Here is a 14,377-nt window from a genome sequence, read left to right on the forward strand (position 1 = left end):
CGCGCGGGCGCGCGCGCCATGCTGATCGTCGCTTTCATCAGCGCGCTTCCTTGGCGGGTGCCGCCAGCACGGGACGGTTGTCGCGATCCACGGGCGTCACCGCCACGCCTTCGCGCAGCAGATGGCCACCGCCGGCCACGACCCAGTCGGTCGCGGCGACGCCGGACAGCACAGGTACTTCGGTATCGCCGTAGGCGCCGAGCCGAACCGGTCGCAGCGACACCTTGGCGGTCTTCGGATCCACCACCCAGACCGCGGTGCCGCCCTTGGCACCACGCTGCACCGCCGACAGCGGCAGCTTCAATGCCGCCTTGGCGCCATGTTCCTGTACGTAGACGCGCGCGCTCTGGCCCAGCTCGACCGCGTTGACCGCTTCGCCGATCAGGCTGACCCGCGCGGCGTAGGTGCGGGTCTGCGAATCGGCCGCGGGTGCGATTTCGCGGATGGTGCCCGGCAACCGCTCGCCCGGCGCATTCCACAGTTCCACCAGTACCGGCTGATCGACGCTGAACTCGCGGATGCGGTTTTCCGGCAGGCCGATCGCGACCTCGCGCCCGCCATCGGCGGCCAGCGTGTAGATGGTCTGGCCGGCGGCCACCACCTGGCCCGCTTCGGCCTGGCGGCTGGCGATCACCCCGTCGCGCGGCGCGCGCAGTTGCGAATAGCCCGCCTGGTTGCGCATCACTTCCATCTGCGCGCGGGCGGCGCGGGCGCGGCCTTCGGCGGCCTTCCAGGCCGCGACCTGCGCATCGTAGGCCGAGCGGCTGACCACCGACTGCTCGACCAGCTTGGCATAACGGTCCCGATCGCCCCGGGTGCGGGCCAGTTCGGCCTCGGCCGCGGCCAGTTCGGCGCGCGCGGCCTGCTCCTGCAGGCTGAAATCACCCGGATCCAGCAGCGCCAGGATTTCTCCGCGCCGCACCCGCGCGCCGGCATCGACGTTTCGACGGGTCAGGTTGCCGCCGACCCGGAACGACAGCGGACTTTCCTCGCGGGCCCGCACCTCGCCCGCGTAAGCCGTCAGCGCGGCCTCGACCCCGCCAGCGGGATGCACCACCATGGCCGGCCGCGGGGTTTCCGCGGCTTCATCGCTTCCTCCGCAGGCCGACAGCGCCAATCCGAGGAACAGACCCATTCCGATCCCGCGCAAGCCGTGCCTGTGCATCGCGACTCCGTTGTCATTCAGTAATTAATGGACTTGCCGGTATAGTATAAATATCGAACCGAGTAGTCTAGTATTGCCGAATGGCCAGCCCCGTTCCCCCCGCCAGCCGCCGTCCTGCCGCCAAGCCCGCCACCGGGCCGGGGCGTCCGAAGGATCTCGGCAAGCGCGCCGCCATCCTCGACGCCGCCAAGCGGCTGTTCGCCCGCGAGGGCTTCGGAGGAACCTCGATGGATCAGATCGCCGCCGAGGCCGGCGTCTCCAAGCTGACCGTATACAGCCATTTCGGTGACAAGGAAGCCTTGTTCACCGAGGCCGTGCGGGCCAAATGCGAGGAAATGCTGCCCGACGATCTGTTCCAGATCGAACTCAAGGGACCGCTGCGCGACCAGTTGCGGGTCATCGCCCAGGCGTTTTTCGCCCTGATCAGCAGCGACGAGGCCATCAGCACCCACCGGATGATGCTGGTGCCCGGCAACATCGACGACAACCTGAAGCAGGTGTTCTGGCAGGCCGGGCCACAGCGCACCCACGACGCCTTCGCGGCCCTGCTGCAGGCGCGCGTGGATGCCGGCGAGCTGGATATCCCCGACGTGCCCCGGGCCGCCGAGCAGTTCTTCAGCCTGATCAAGGGCGATCTCCATGGACGCATGATGTGCGGCCTGTGCGAGCGGCCCGGCCGGGGTGACGTGGACAGCCACCTGGATGCCGGCGTGGACCTGTTCCTGCGGGCCTACGGAAAGCGCTAGGCTCATGCGGCCGAGGATGCCCGACGGAGGTCGCGGTGACTTCCGGCACTGCGCCCTGCGGGGGCCAGCCGCGATCCTTCCCGAGCGCGACCGGGGCCGTCCCGGTAAAATGCTCGACCCAGTCCCACGCGCCGGATGATTTCCCCCATGACGATCGATTACTCCCTCGCCCGCGAAAACATGGTCGAACAGCAGGTACGTCCCTGGGACGTGCTGGAAGTCCGCGTGCTGGACGTGCTGGCCACGCTGCCGCGCGAGGCGTTCGTCCCGGAGATTCACCGCGCGCTGGCCTACGCGGATCTGGAGATCCCGCTGGGCCATGGCCAGAAGATGATGAAGCCGGTGCTCGAGGGCCGTACCCTGCAGGCGCTCAACATCCAGTCCGATGAGGAAGTGCTGGAGATCGGCACCGGCAGCGGCTACATGGCGGCCTGCCTGGGCGCGCTGGCGCGCGACGTGGTGAGCCTGGAAATCCAGCCCGAACTGGCCGCCGCCGCGCGCGAGCGCCTGGATCGCACCGGCCTGGGCAACAACGTCCGCATCGAAACCGCGGATGCGCTGCACTACACGACCGAGCGCCGCTTCGATGCGATCTGCGTGACCGCGGCGGTGGACAGCATCCCGGTGCGTTTCCTGGAATGGCTGCGCCCCGGTGGCCGCCTGTTCGTCGTGCGCGGACAGTCGCCGGTGATGGAAGCGGTCCTGCACCACGCCGATGTCAACGGCGGCCGCATCGAATCGTTGTTCGAGACTGATCTCGCCTACCTTGTCGGCGCCGCCCCGGCGCCGAAGTTCGTCTTCTAAAGGATCAATAAGGAAACCGCATGAGCCGTCGCCCCCTCGTACTCGCGCTCGCCCTTGCCCTGCCCGTCGGCGCCAGCGCCACCGACCTGCTCCAGACCTTCGATCTGGCGCGGACCGGTGATACCCAGCTGTCGATCGCCGAGTCCAACACGCTGAGCACCAAGGAAGGCAAGGTGCAGGCACGCGCCGCGCTGCTTCCGCAGCTCAATGGCTCGGTGGGCTATGAGCGTTCGCACAGCAGCCGCCCCGGCAATTTCCAGCAGGATGAATTCGGCAACGTCGTCGCGGTCGGTGACACCAAGGGCCGCACCTACGGCGCCACGGTGAGCCAGTCGATCTTCGACTGGAGCCGCATCTCCAACCTGCGTGCCGAGCGCGCCAACAGCTCCGCGGCCGACTACAGCCTCAACTCGTCGAACCAGGAACTGATCACCCGCACGTCGGCGGCCTACTTCGACGTACTGATCGCGATCGAGTCGCTGGCCGCGGCCCAGACCAACGAAGCTGCCGCCAAGAAGCAGTTCGACTACACCCAGAAGCGCCTCGAAGTCGGCCTGGCGCCGATCACCGACGTGCATGAAGCCCGTGCGCAGTACGACAGCGCCCGCGCCAGCACCATCCTGAGCCGCAACACCCTGGACGACACCTATCGCGCACTGACGGAGCTGACCGGCCAGCCGATCAGCAACCTGCAGGGCCTGCCGGACGATTTCCGTCCCGAACTGCCGGCCGAGCAGTCGGCGCAGGGCTGGGTGGATCGCGCGGTCGAACAGAATCCGGCACTGAAAGCCGCCGAGTTCCAGAAGCAGGCCGCCGACTTCGGCGTGTCCAGCGCGCGCGCCGCTCACTACCCGACCCTCAGCTTCCAGGGCAGCTACAGCAACGGCGCCAATTGGGATTCGGTGCACGGCCCCGGCAGCCCGGGTATTTCGAGCGATTCCGAAGGCCACCGGTGGGGCCTCACCCTGAACGTGCCGCTGTTCGCCGGTGGCGCCACCCAGTCGCGCGTGCGCCAGGCCCTGGCCCAGCGCGACATCGCCGACGATACCGTCGAGCAGACCAAGCGCGCCCTGGTCCGCAATACCAGCAATGTCTATCAGGCGCTGGTCGCGGGCGTGAGCGAGGTCGAGGCCCGCCGCCTGGCGGTGGTGTCGGCGCAGAGCGCTTACGACGCTTCCGAAGTCGGTCTGGAAGTCGGTACCCGCACCGTGCTGGACGTGCTGCAGAACCAGCGCACGCTGTTCCAGGCGCAGGTCGAGTATGCCCGCTCCAAGTACCAGTACCTGCAGAACCGGCTGTTGCTGGAGCAGGCCGCCGGCACATTGGAGCGCGCCGATGTCGAAGACGTGAACCGCCTGCTGACGGTCAACGCCGAGGCGCGTCTGGCGCCGGCGGCCACCGGTACGAACTAAAACTATCTTCCGGGCAACAACCAAAAAGGCGGGCTTCGGCCCGCCTTTTTTAGTTGCTCCAAGAATATGACTAATCTAATTTTGAAGGATTTTCTCTTCGAACTAACCGATAGATAACAACTACATGTAGAAACGTTCATAGCTTCAACGCTCCCATCCGCTAAGAAGGAGCTAGCAATGAAAAAGTGTGTAGTTGCATTTGGCACTGCTGCGATCCTGTGCCTGGCAACGCAAGGGGCTCAAGCCGCTTGGACAAGAACGGTTTATGGAAGCGGTTCCGGTTCAACACAGGCCAGCGCCATGAACTTCGCCACAATGGAAGTCAAACGACAATGTGCATTCATGGGTGGTGACTCAAGGTTCGCCAGAGTTAACGTGATAAGCCAACAACAGGTCGGAAAGTTCGGACCTTGGATTGTGAGGGTAACGATGGCCTGTACCGTCCCTTGAGTCGTCCGAGGTACGGAGCAACAGCAATGGAGACTGTTGCTCCGTTTGAACTAAGAGGATATAGCTTCGGCCGCCCATAAAGCCGCAATCTCTTCTCCACTGAAGCCGAATTCGCGCAAGATTTCCTCCGTATGTTGCCCTAGCGTGGGCGGCGCGCTTCGATAGCGCACCGGCGTGGCCGACAGTCTCAGCGGGCTGGCCACCAACGGCAGCGCATCCCGCGCGGGATGATCCACGGCCACTTGCAGGCCGCGTGCACGCACCTGCGGATCCGCGAACACTTCGTCGATGTCGTTGACCGAACTGCATGGAATGCCGCCCGCTTCTAGCGCCGCAAGCCAATCCGCGCGTACGCGCATGCGCATCGCGTACGCGATCAATGGAACCAGCACGTCGCGGTTGCGCACGCGATCGGCGTTGCGGGCGAAACGCGGATCGCCGGCCCATTCCGGATGTCCGGCGATGGCGCAGAAACGCGCGAACTGCGCGTCGTTGCCCACCGCGAGAATGACGTGGCCGTCGGCGGCCTCGAACGCCTGGTACGGCACGATGCTCGGATGGCCGTTGCCCATTCTTTGCGGCACGACGCCGCCCACCAGGTACTGGCTGCCGAGATTGGCCAGCATCGCCACCTGCGCATCGAGCAACGCCATGTCGATGACCTGCCCTTCTCCGGTCGCGTCGCGATGCCGCAGCGCGGCCAGGATGGCGACGGTGGCGTACATGCCGGTGAACAGATCGGCGACGGCGACGCCCACCTTCTGTGGTCCCGCGCCGGGCAGACCGTCGCGTTCGCCGGTCACGCTCATCAGGCCGCCCAGCCCTTGCACGGCGAAGTCGTAACCGGGGCGGCGCGCATACGGCCCGGTCTGTCCGTAGCCGGTGATCGAGCAATAGATCAGGCGCGGATCGTCGGTGCGCAGGCGGGCGGCGTCCAGTCCGTAGCGCGCCATGTCGCCGACCTTGAAGTTCTCCACCACCACGTCGCAGCCCCGTGCCAGCCGGCGGATCAACGCCTGCCCGTCGGCGGTCGCGATATCCACCGCCAGCGATCGCTTGTTGCGGTTGGCGCACAGGTAATACGACGACTCGCCGGTCTCGTGGCCATCGTGATCGCGCAGGAATGGCGGGCCCCAGCCACGGGTATCGTCACCGCTGCCGGGGCGCTCGATCTTGATCACGTCCGCGCCCAGATCCGCGAGCGTCTGCGTGCACCAGGGCCCTGCGAGCACCCGCGACAGATCCAGCACGCGCACGCCGGCCAGCGCCTGTGGAGGAATGACGGGCGTACTCACCTGCGCGTCAGTCCACCGAGGGCGGCAGATCCGGCTGGATCATCGCCAGCGTGCGCGCCAGCGCGCCACGTCCGTGTTCGACCAGCGCGCGTCCGTTGTCGGCCATGCGCTGGCGTTCGATCGGGTCCTCGAGCAGGCGCTGCACGCCGGCCGCCACCGCCTGCGCGTCCTGGCCGACGATCAGCGCATCGGCCTCCCTCAGCCGCTTGGCGATCTCGACGAAATTGTGCAGGTGCGGACCGGTCACCGCGGGGGTGCCCACCGCGGCCGGTTCCAGCAGGTTGTGGCCGCCGATCGGCTGCAGGCTGCCGCCGACGAAAGCCACATCCGCGCAGGCGTAGAACGAAGCCAGTTCCCCCAGCGTATCGATGACGAACACGTCGGTATCCGCGGCCGGCCAGCGCTTCCCGCGACGGGAGGCCGTGCGCAGGTGCGCGGCTTCGGCCGCTTCCTGCACGCGCGGGAAGCGCTCGGGATGGCGCGGCGCCCACAGCAGCAGCAGATCCGGCCAGCGCGCGCGCAGATGGCGGTGGATCGCCAGCACCGCCGATTCCTCGTCCTCGTGGGTACTGGCCGCGATCCAGACCGGACGCGGGCCAACGTTCTCGCGGAAGCCCGCCACGAATCCGTCCAGTCCATCGGGAACACGCACATCGAACTTGAGGTTGCCGATATCGCGCACCTGTTCCGGATCCGCGCCGAGCACCACGAACCGGCGCGCATCCGCATCGGATTGCGCGGCGACCCGGCGCAGGGTGCGCAGGGTGCGCGCGATCAACGGCCGCAATACGCTGTAGCCACGCAGTGAACGCGCCGACAGGCGACCGTTGAGGATGTAGGTCGGTATGTGGCGGTCCTGGCAACCGAACAGCAGGTTGGGCCAGAGCTCGGTTTCCATCACCAGGCCGATCGCCGGGCGGTAATGGTCCAGGAAGCGCCCGACGGCGCCGGGCAGGTCGTAGGGCGCGTAGACGTGTTCGACACTGTCGCCCCATAGGGCGGCGACCCGCTCCGAGCCGGTCGGGGTGATGGTGGTGACCACCCAGCGCAGGTCCGGACGCGCGCGGCGCAATGCTTCCACCACCGGCGCGGCGGCGTTGACTTCGCCCACCGACACCGCATGCAGCCAGATGTCCGCCGGCTCCGGCTTGCGCTCGTAGCTGCCGAAGCGCTCGTTCCAGCGCTGGAAGTACTCGGCGAAGCGGAAACCGCGCCAGATCAGGTGGTACACGGTGACGGGCGTCAACAGGTACAGCGCGCCCGAGTACAGGCCACGCAACAAACGCTCGGTGAAGTCCTTCCGCATCGGGAAAGGATAGGTAAGACGCTAGAATTAAGCCATGGCCGCCCCGCAGATGCCCGCCCGCCCCCCGTTTTCCCCACGCCTGTGGCTGAAGTGGCTTGGCCTGGGTGTCATGGTCGCCGGGGCGCAGTTGCCCTGGCCGGTACAGCGCGCGTTGGGTGCGTGCATCGGCTGGCTGGCGCCATACCTGGCGCCTTCGCGCCGGCGCGCGGCGGAGGTCAACCTCGCGCTGTGCTTCCCGGGCATGGACGAGGCGGAGCGGCAGGCACTGCTGAAGGACAGCTTCCAGGCGCTGGGGGTCGGCCTGTTCGAATTCGCGCGCGCCTGGTGGGGCTCGATCACGCCGATGCGGCGCGACGTGGTCGTCGAAGGACTGGAACACCTGCAGGCGCTGCGCGCGCAGGGGCGCGGCGTGCTGATGGTGTCCGGGCATTTCATGACCCTGGAGATGTGCGGCCGGCTCATCTGCGACCACATCGAACTGGCCGGCATGTACCGGCGCCACCGCAATCCGGTGTTCGAATGGGCGGTCAAGCGCGGCCGCCTGCGCTATGCCACCCACATGTTCACCAACGACGAGATCCGCGGCGCGGTCCGTCATCTCAAGCAGGGTGGTTTCCTCTGGTACGCGCCCGACCAGGACATGCGCGGCAAGGACACGGTGTTCGCACCGTTTTTCGGCGTGCCGGCCGCCACCATCACCGCCACCCACCAGCTCGCGCGCCTGACCGGATGCGCGGTGGTGCCGTTCTTCCATCGCCGGGAAGGCGGCCGCTACATCCTGCGGGTGGCGCCGCCGCTGGAGGATTTCCCGTCGCAGGACGCGGTGGCCGACAGCGCGCGCGTCAACGCGCAGATCGAAGCGATGGTGCGGGAAGCGCCCGCGCAGTACCTGTGGATCCACCGCCGCTTCAAGCGCCAGCCCGAAGGCCGCAGCAAGCGGTACGACCCGTAGTCCGCCTGTAGTCCGCGCAGTCCGGATCGGACACGCCTCGCTCAGGCCGCGGGACCCGCCAACCGGATCACGCCGCCGGCCCGGATTCCGGCGCGGCCTCGCGGGCCAGCAGGCTACCGGTGTAGAGCGCGGCCAGCATCAGGGTCAGCCCGCCCCAGAATGTCGAATAGAACGCCAGGTGGGTATTGAACGGGAACACCGTCACCGCCAGCGCCAGCATCGCCGGGCGCGCGCGCTCCTTGGCCTGCGGGGTCGCATAGCGCCAGGCGCGCCAGGCCAGCGCGGCGCCGGCCAGCCAGAGCAGCAAGCCGATGCCGCCGGTTTCGCTCAGCACTTCCAGCACCAGTTGGTGGGCATGCAGCGCGGGACCGTGGCCCCATGCCGGGCGGCCGCCGTGCAACGGATCGCAGTCGGGGAACGCCTTGCGGAATCCCCTCACGCCGACGCCGTTGATCGGTTGTTCCTTGACCATGCACCAGGCCGCGCCCCAGATCTGGGTACGTCCGGACAGCGCCATGTCGACGCCGTCCTCGTCGGCGGCCAGGGCCTGGCTGGTGCGGTCCAGGCGTTCGCGCAGCTGCGGCGAGGACACGCCGAGTGCGACCAGCGCCAGCGCGCCGAAGGCGAATACCGCCAACAGGCGCTTCCAGCCCAGCAGCGGCAGGCCGGAGAACACCAGCACCAGCGCATAGGTGATCCAGGCGGCGCGCGCGCCGGCCAGGATGATCACCACGCCCACCGCCGCGGCCGCGGCGACCCATCCGAAGGTTCCCAGCTTCCGGCCCGCGCCGAACAGCACGAACGGGGACAGGCTGGCCAGCACCACGCCCAGCTTGAGGTTGCAGGGCCCCAGGAAGCCGCTGAGGCGATCCAGCACCGCCACGTCCTCGGCCGTGCACATGGAATGACCACTGGTCAGCTGCTTGAGCTGATCCAGGCTCCAGAACAAGGGGCTGGTGCCCGACACCGCCTGCAGCAGCGCATCGCAGGTCCATACCGCCACGATGACGGCGAGGCCGCCGAACGTGGTTCGTCGGCCGCGTTCGTTGGCCACTGCGGCGGCGACCAGCCACAGGAAAGGCAGGTAGCGCAGATCCACCACCGCCTCGCGCAGCGCGCGCGCGGAGTCGACCGCCTCGACGGCCGAAATCAGCTCGGGCAGCCAGTAGGCCAGGAACATCACGCTGGTCAGCGCCCACGCCGGATTGCTGAGCAGGCTGGCACTGCCGCGGAAGCGCGCCAGCAGCAAGCGGACGATGGCCGCCAATGCGCCGAGCACCATCACGCCCTCGGCGAACCCGGGCATCGGCCACAGCGCGACGAACGTCAGCACCCACGCCGGCGCCCAGCGCCAGCCGTGGGGCGCGTGCTGCGCGTTCTCAGTGATCGGCGAGCTGGCGGTCATGGGCGAGTTCAAGATAGGTGGCGAGCGTGGCGTCCTGCATCGCACGCAGGGTGTAGGCCGGCATCGTAGCCGCTGAAGGCGACGGATGCGACGCCAGCAGGGATTGTGCCGTCCGCAGCAGCGCTGCTTCGTCGAACGGCGGCACCGCGCCCTGCGGTTGCAGTTCCGCCAGCAGTTCGCCGACGCCGCCATGTGCCCAGCCCGCCACCGGACGTCCCACCGACAGCGCTTCGATGACGGTGCGACCGAATGCCTCGGGCTTGCGCGACAGTTGCAGCACCAGATCCGACGCCGCATAGGCATCGGCGATGCGTGCGGTCGGTGGCGTGATCACGAGCGCGTCGCCGAAGCCGCCCTGCCCGGCCTGCCGTTCCAGTTCGCCGATGTACTGCTCGCGACCGGCTTCGCGCGCGCCGGGCATCCACAATCGCGCGTCCAGTCCCTGCGCGCGCAGCCGGGCAAGCAGCGAGACCGCATCGCCATGCCCCTTCAGCCGCGTCCCGCGGCCGGGCAGCAACAGCAGCGGGCCGTCGCCGGCCAGGCCCGGGTATTCGCTGGCGAACTCGGCGCGCATCGCCCGATCAGGCCATGCCCGATGTGGGAAGCGTGTCGGATCGATGCCGCGCGGGATGACCCGCAGCTTGCCGGGATCGGTGCGCGGGTAGTGCGCCAGCACGTAGTCGCGCACGGTTTCCGATACGCAGATCACCCGTTCGCCACGGGTCATGATCGCGCTGTAGCGACCCGGCGAGTTGAGGCCGTGCACGGTGGTGACGAAGCGCGGGCGCCTCGCGGTGGGCACAGCGCCCAGCGCCTTCCATCCCAGCCACGCCGGAAGGCGCGAACGGGCGTGCACCAGATCCGGGCGCTCGCGCAGGAACAGATCGCGCAGGGTGCGGACGTGCCGCAGGGTCAGCAACGACTTGCGGCCGATGTCGAGGGTGATGTGTTCGGCGCCGGACTTTTCCAGCGCGGGTACCAACCGGCCGCCGGCGGAGACGACGATGGCACGATGGCCGGCCCGGACCAGCGCCTCGGCGATCTCCAGGGTCGATCGCTCCACGCCGCCGGACTCCAGCGCCGGCAGCAGTTGCACCACGGTCAGGCGGGGCATCGCGGCCCGGCCGGAATCAGTCGGCGAGGACGAAGTGGGAACCGCAGTACGGGCACTGGACTTCGCCGCCCGGTGCATCCTCGATCGGCAGGTACACGCGTGGATGCGAGTTCCACAGCGCCATCGACGGCAGCGGGCAGCTCAACGGCAGGTCGGCGCGATGCACGGTGTAGCGCTTCTCGGCGTTGGCGGGCGCGGTGGCGGTCTGGCTCATGGCGGCGATGCGATTCGGGGGAACCGGGGAAGTTTACCACCGGTGGGGAAACCGGGCCCGTGCGCGCGCCGCGGACAAGGCCGGCGAAAAAAAGAAACGCCGCCCGGCGGAAACCGGACGGCGCGGGTGGGCCGGTCGGGGGAGGGAGGGGCACCGGCCCCGGGGAGACTTACTCCTTCGGCACCATCGCTTCGGTGGTGATGCGCAGCTTCACTTCATCGCTGACCGCCGGCGCGTACTTGCCCACGCCGAATTCGGTGCGGCTGACGGTGGTGGTGGCGTCGAAGCCGATCGCCGCGCGCTTGGCCATGGCGTGCTCGCCGGCCTTGTTCAGGGTCACGTCCAGCACCACCGGCTTGGTGATGTCCTTGATGGTCAGGTTGCCGGTGACCTTGAGCTTGCCTTCGCCGGCGGCTTCCACCTTGGTGCTCTTGAAGGTGGCGGCCGGGAACTTGGCGGCGTCGAAGAAATCGGCGCTGCGCAGGTGCTCGTCGAAATCGGCGACGAAGCTGTTCAGGCCCGACAGCGGCAGGGTCACCTCGACCTTGGACGCGGACACGTTCTCGGCGTCATAGACGATGGTGCCGTCGGCCTTGCCGAAGTGCGCGCTCGGGTTGGAGAAGCCGAAGTGGCTCCACTGCGCGATCACGTCGGTGTGGTTGGGGTCGATCTTGTAGGTGACCGGGGCGGCGAACGCGGAACCGGCGAACGCGAACAGGGCGGCAATCAACAGGGTCTTGCGCATGGTGGAATCTCCGGGGGTGGTGGTCAGTCGAATACGTCAGGCTTCGTCAAGGCGGGGTCGAGGCGGGCGACATGACCGACGGCCGGCGGAAGACCCGGGGAAAAGGTTCATCCGAAAGGAGGCGGGATCGGGCACGTCGGATTCGCCCGACCGCGCGAATCACAACCCGGCCAGTGTAGAGTGTCCCGACTTTGGCGATCATCCGGCTGCTCCGGAACGGATTGTTTTGACAGGTGGAACAAACAGACCGCCCCACCCTGCTTTCCGACCGCCTCTGGACCCTCACTGACGGCCATGCGGGCAACGTCCGCCAGGCGTCGGCCTTGGCCGGCGCGTTGGAGGCGGCACCGCACGAGGCACTGGTCCTGCGGACGAGCGCGCCCTGGCGCTGGTGGGCGCCCCGGCGGCTGCCCGGGGACACGGGTGCGTTCGGGTCCGCGTTCCGGGCCGCGCTGGCCGCCCCGCCGCGGCTGGCCATCGGCTGCGGCCGGCAGGCCGCGCTCGCGACCCGAATGCTGCGCGCGGCCGGCAGCCGGGTCGTGCAGATCCTGGATCCGCGGCTGGACCCGTCGCTGTGGGACTGGGTGATCGCGCCCGCGCATGACGGCCTGGCCGGCGCCAACGTCCTCACCGTGCAGGGCGGCCTGAACCCCATCGACGACGCCTGGCTGGCGCAGGCGCGCAGCGGATTTGCCGCGTTCGCGGATCTGCCGGGACCGCGCACCGCCGTATTGCTGGGCGGCAGCAGTGCGCATGCCCGCTTCGACCGCAATGCCTTCGAAGTGCTGGCCGGCCGGCTGGAGGCGATGCTCGCCCGCGATGGCGGCAGCCTGCTGATCACCGCTTCGCGGCGCACCGACGCGCAGGTCCGCGACGCGCTGCGCCACCGCTTCGTCGAAACGCCGGGACTGACCTGGATTGACGACGCCGACGGTCCCAACCCCTATCCGGGGCTGCTGGCCTGGGCCGACCGCATCGTGTGCTCGCCGGATTCGGTCAACATGATCTCCGAAGCCTGCGCCACCCGCGTGCCGGTATTCGTGTTCGATCCGCCGCGCGTGAGCGGACGGCCGCGCCGGTTCCTCGACGCGCTGCTGGCCAGCGGCCGGATCCGCGCCATGGACGGGAAGCTGGCGCCGTTCGCGGTCGAGCCCTTGCGCGAAACCGCGCGCGTGGCCGGCGTGCTGCGGGAACGGCTGGGCGGTTCCGTCGGCTGACGGGAAACGGCCCGCATCAAGGAAACAGCGCGATCACGGTGGTGACGGATAAAGTGGGCCTTCCTCCCCCACGCGGTGTTCCCATGAACGATGCCGACAAGCAGGCCCTGGTCGAACGCTACATCGCCGCCTACAACGCCTTCGATATCGACGGCATGGTCGCGCTGCTGTCCGACGACGTGCGCTTCGAGAACCATGCCGGCGGCGCGCTCACCACCGCCACCGACGGGCGCGACGCCTTTCGCGCGCTCGCCGAGCAATCGCGGCGGTTGTTCTCCGTCCGCGAACAGCGGGTGACATCATGGCGTTTCGATCCCGAGCGGACGATCGTGGAGATCGACTATCGAGGCACCCTCGCCCAGGACGTCCCCGGCGGCCCCGCCGCCGGTACCGAACTGGCGTTGAAGGGACGTTCGGAGTTCGGCTTCGCCGGTGCTCGCATCAACCATCTGGCCGATTTCAGTTGAGTGCCTCCACCGATGGCCAGGATTGCCGTCGGCGGCCGCTTTAAACGCCCTGCCCACCCGGCGCATCCAACCGGTTCCTGTTTTCCGGCGACGAGGGTGAAGGCATGCGCTACGTACACGCCCTGGGCGCCCTGCTGCTGGGCCTGATGATGCTGGCCCTGCCCGGGCTGGGGCGGAGCGACGGCGGTGCCGGCGGAGTCGAATCGGCCGACGTCGATCGCTTCTGGACCGCGTACGACCGCATCGTCGCCACACCGGACGATGCGAACCGGCGTCGGATCCTGCAACGGGAGTTCCTCGATCCCGGCAGCGCGGGCCTGAAGGCGTTCATGCAGGCCAAGGGCTACGACGCGGATTGCTATCTGGACGCGATCCGGCGCTATCCGAAGTTCTGGGGCTCGGTGCGCACCGGATCGTTGGCGCTGGCGGCGCGCGGCGGCGAGTTCGCGCCCGCTATCGCCCGCTTCCGCGAGCTGTATCCGGCATTGCGGCCGGCCCGGATCTATTTCGCCATCGGCTGCCTGCGCTCCAGCGGCACCACGCTCGGTGACAAGGTGCTGATTGGCGCGGAAATCGCCGGCGGCGATCCGCGGACCGATGTGTCCGAACTGCCGGAGCGCATGTCCAGGGCGCTGGGCGTCTATTTCCGCAGCGAGCCGGGCACGCAGCTGGTGCTGCTCAACGTGCACGAGTACGTGCACACCCAACAGAAGGGACCCGGCGCCAACCTGCTGGCGCAAGCGATGTACGAAGGCGCGGCGGACTTCGTCGCGGAGCGCATTACCGGCCAGGTACCCGCGCAGCCGTACATGCGTTACGGACCACGCAACGAAGCCACGCTCAAGCGTGATTTCAGAGCGCAGATGCACGCCACGGACTGGAGCGGCTGGCTCTACAACGGCCCGGGCAATGCCTACGGCACGGGCGATCTGGGCTACTACATCGGCTACGCGATCATGCGCGATTACTACCAGCGCGCACCCGACCAGTCACGCGCGCTGGCCGAGATCATCGAGCTTGACTATCGCGATGGCGCGAAGGTGGAGGCGTTCCTGGAACGGTCGGGGTTTTATGCGGGGGAATGA

The 14,377-nt window shown here is 68.3% G+C and carries 14 protein-coding genes; 7 read left to right on the forward strand and 7 right to left on the reverse strand.

The genetic code is table 11. From position 1 onward, the window contains the following. Window positions 1-37 precede the first annotated feature (37 nt). Complete coding sequence (locus tag FHW78_RS07640) at window positions 38-1,135, reverse strand: efflux RND transporter periplasmic adaptor subunit (RefSeq protein WP_255443157.1); 1,098 nt, start codon at window positions 1,133-1,135, stop codon at window positions 38-40. A 110-nt stretch (window positions 1,136-1,245) separates the two neighbouring features. On the opposite strand from FHW78_RS07640, the gene FHW78_RS07645 reads away from it, so the two are divergent. From FHW78_RS07645 to FHW78_RS07655, 3 genes are all read left to right on the forward strand, one after another. Continuing rightward, entirely contained in the window at window positions 1,246-1,911 is a 666-nt protein-coding gene (locus FHW78_RS07645; protein ID WP_183639335.1) for a TetR/AcrR family transcriptional regulator, read from the forward strand. A 147-nt stretch (window positions 1,912-2,058) separates the two neighbouring features. Next, complete coding sequence (locus FHW78_RS07650; RefSeq protein WP_183639336.1) at window positions 2,059-2,715, forward strand: protein-L-isoaspartate O-methyltransferase; 657 nt, start codon at window positions 2,059-2,061, stop codon at window positions 2,713-2,715. A 20-nt stretch (window positions 2,716-2,735) separates the two neighbouring features. Further along, window positions 2,736-4,127 (forward strand): TolC family outer membrane protein, encoded by a 1,392-nt coding sequence (locus FHW78_RS07655; protein WP_183639337.1) that lies wholly within the window; start codon window positions 2,736-2,738, stop codon window positions 4,125-4,127. Window positions 4,128-4,627: 500 nt separating this feature from the next. Here FHW78_RS07655 and FHW78_RS07660 read toward each other — a convergent pair whose 3' ends face one another. Continuing rightward, on the reverse strand, window positions 4,628-5,872 hold the full coding sequence (locus tag FHW78_RS07660) for a CaiB/BaiF CoA-transferase family protein (protein WP_183639338.1): 1,245 nt from the start codon (window positions 5,870-5,872) through the stop codon (window positions 4,628-4,630). A gap of 7 nt (window positions 5,873-5,879) precedes the next feature. Further along, window positions 5,880-7,178, reverse strand: coding sequence for a lipid IV(A) 3-deoxy-D-manno-octulosonic acid transferase (gene waaA, locus FHW78_RS07665; RefSeq protein WP_183639339.1), 1,299 nt, complete (start codon window positions 7,176-7,178; stop codon window positions 5,880-5,882). Window positions 7,179-7,212: 34 nt separating this feature from the next. On the opposite strand from waaA, the gene FHW78_RS07670 reads away from it, so the two are divergent. Further along, window positions 7,213-8,130 carry an LpxL/LpxP family Kdo(2)-lipid IV(A) lauroyl/palmitoleoyl acyltransferase gene (locus FHW78_RS07670; RefSeq protein ID WP_183639340.1) on the forward strand — a complete coding sequence of 306 codons (918 nt, stop codon included), beginning with the start codon at window positions 7,213-7,215 and terminating at the stop codon, window positions 8,128-8,130. A 67-nt stretch (window positions 8,131-8,197) separates the two neighbouring features. On the opposite strand, the gene FHW78_RS07675 is transcribed toward FHW78_RS07670, so the two are convergent. From FHW78_RS07675 to FHW78_RS07690, 4 genes are all read right to left on the reverse strand, one after another. Next, window positions 8,198-9,535, reverse strand: a complete 1,338-nt coding sequence (locus FHW78_RS07675) for an O-antigen ligase (protein WP_183639341.1) — start codon at window positions 9,533-9,535, stop codon at window positions 8,198-8,200. Beyond that, a complete protein-coding gene (locus FHW78_RS07680) occupies window positions 9,510-10,649 on the reverse strand; it encodes a glycosyltransferase family 4 protein (protein WP_183639342.1) in 1,140 nt (379 codons plus the stop codon). The genes FHW78_RS07675 and FHW78_RS07680 overlap by 26 nt, the downstream gene beginning before the upstream one ends. A gap of 16 nt (window positions 10,650-10,665) precedes the next feature. Then, window positions 10,666-10,863, reverse strand: a complete 198-nt coding sequence (locus FHW78_RS07685) for a zinc-finger domain-containing protein (RefSeq protein ID WP_141455457.1) — start codon at window positions 10,861-10,863, stop codon at window positions 10,666-10,668. Between the two features lie 169 nt (window positions 10,864-11,032). Continuing rightward, entirely contained in the window at window positions 11,033-11,608 is a 576-nt protein-coding gene (locus FHW78_RS07690) for a YceI family protein (RefSeq protein WP_141455456.1), read from the reverse strand. Window positions 11,609-11,841: 233 nt separating this feature from the next. On the opposite strand from FHW78_RS07690, the gene FHW78_RS07695 reads away from it, so the two are divergent. The 3 genes from FHW78_RS07695 (at window position 11,842) to FHW78_RS07705 (ending at window position 14,377) form a co-directional block, all read left to right on the forward strand. Then, window positions 11,842-12,825: a mitochondrial fission ELM1 family protein gene (locus FHW78_RS07695; RefSeq protein WP_318287805.1), complete on the forward strand. Its 984-nt coding sequence runs from the start codon at window positions 11,842-11,844 to the stop codon at window positions 12,823-12,825. An 83-nt stretch (window positions 12,826-12,908) separates the two neighbouring features. Continuing rightward, the gene (locus FHW78_RS07700) at window positions 12,909-13,292 is read left to right on the forward strand and encodes a nuclear transport factor 2 family protein (RefSeq protein ID WP_183639343.1); all 384 of its coding nucleotides are present in this window, start codon (window positions 12,909-12,911) and stop codon (window positions 13,290-13,292) included. A gap of 104 nt (window positions 13,293-13,396) precedes the next feature. Beyond that, window positions 13,397-14,377, forward strand: coding sequence for a hypothetical protein (locus FHW78_RS07705; RefSeq protein WP_183639344.1), 981 nt, complete (start codon window positions 13,397-13,399; stop codon window positions 14,375-14,377).

It is taken from the genome of Pseudoxanthomonas sp. OG2 (assembly GCF_014192765.1).
GTDB classification, from domain to species: Bacteria; Pseudomonadota; Gammaproteobacteria; order Xanthomonadales; family Xanthomonadaceae; genus Pseudoxanthomonas_A; species Pseudoxanthomonas_A beigongshangi.

What these genes read in the sequence shown, in the direction of transcription:
- FHW78_RS07685 (WP_141455457.1), bottom strand. Translation starts at nt 10,863, where the DNA reads ATGAGCCAGACCGCCACCGCGCCCGCCAACGCCGAGAAGCGCTACACC.
- FHW78_RS07705 (WP_183639344.1), top strand. Translation starts at nt 13,397, where the DNA reads ATGCGCTACGTACACGCCCTGGGCGCCCTGCTGCTGGGCCTGATGATG.
- FHW78_RS07690 (WP_141455456.1), bottom strand. Translation starts at nt 11,608, where the DNA reads ATGCGCAAGACCCTGTTGATTGCCGCCCTGTTCGCGTTCGCCGGTTCC.
- FHW78_RS07680 (WP_183639342.1), bottom strand. Translation starts at nt 10,649, where the DNA reads ATGCCCCGCCTGACCGTGGTGCAACTGCTGCCGGCGCTGGAGTCCGGC.
- FHW78_RS07670 (WP_183639340.1), top strand. Translation starts at nt 7,213, where the DNA reads ATGGCCGCCCCGCAGATGCCCGCCCGCCCCCCGTTTTCCCCACGCCTG.
- FHW78_RS07645 (WP_183639335.1), top strand. Translation starts at nt 1,246, where the DNA reads ATGGCCAGCCCCGTTCCCCCCGCCAGCCGCCGTCCTGCCGCCAAGCCC.
- FHW78_RS07650 (WP_183639336.1), top strand. Translation starts at nt 2,059, where the DNA reads ATGACGATCGATTACTCCCTCGCCCGCGAAAACATGGTCGAACAGCAG.
- FHW78_RS07655 (WP_183639337.1), top strand. Translation starts at nt 2,736, where the DNA reads ATGAGCCGTCGCCCCCTCGTACTCGCGCTCGCCCTTGCCCTGCCCGTC.
- FHW78_RS07640 (WP_255443157.1), bottom strand. Translation starts at nt 1,135, where the DNA reads ATGGGTCTGTTCCTCGGATTGGCGCTGTCGGCCTGCGGAGGAAGCGAT.
- waaA (WP_183639339.1), bottom strand. Translation starts at nt 7,178, where the DNA reads ATGCGGAAGGACTTCACCGAGCGTTTGTTGCGTGGCCTGTACTCGGGC.
- FHW78_RS07675 (WP_183639341.1), bottom strand. Translation starts at nt 9,535, where the DNA reads ATGACCGCCAGCTCGCCGATCACTGAGAACGCGCAGCACGCGCCCCAC.
- FHW78_RS07700 (WP_183639343.1), top strand. Translation starts at nt 12,909, where the DNA reads ATGAACGATGCCGACAAGCAGGCCCTGGTCGAACGCTACATCGCCGCC.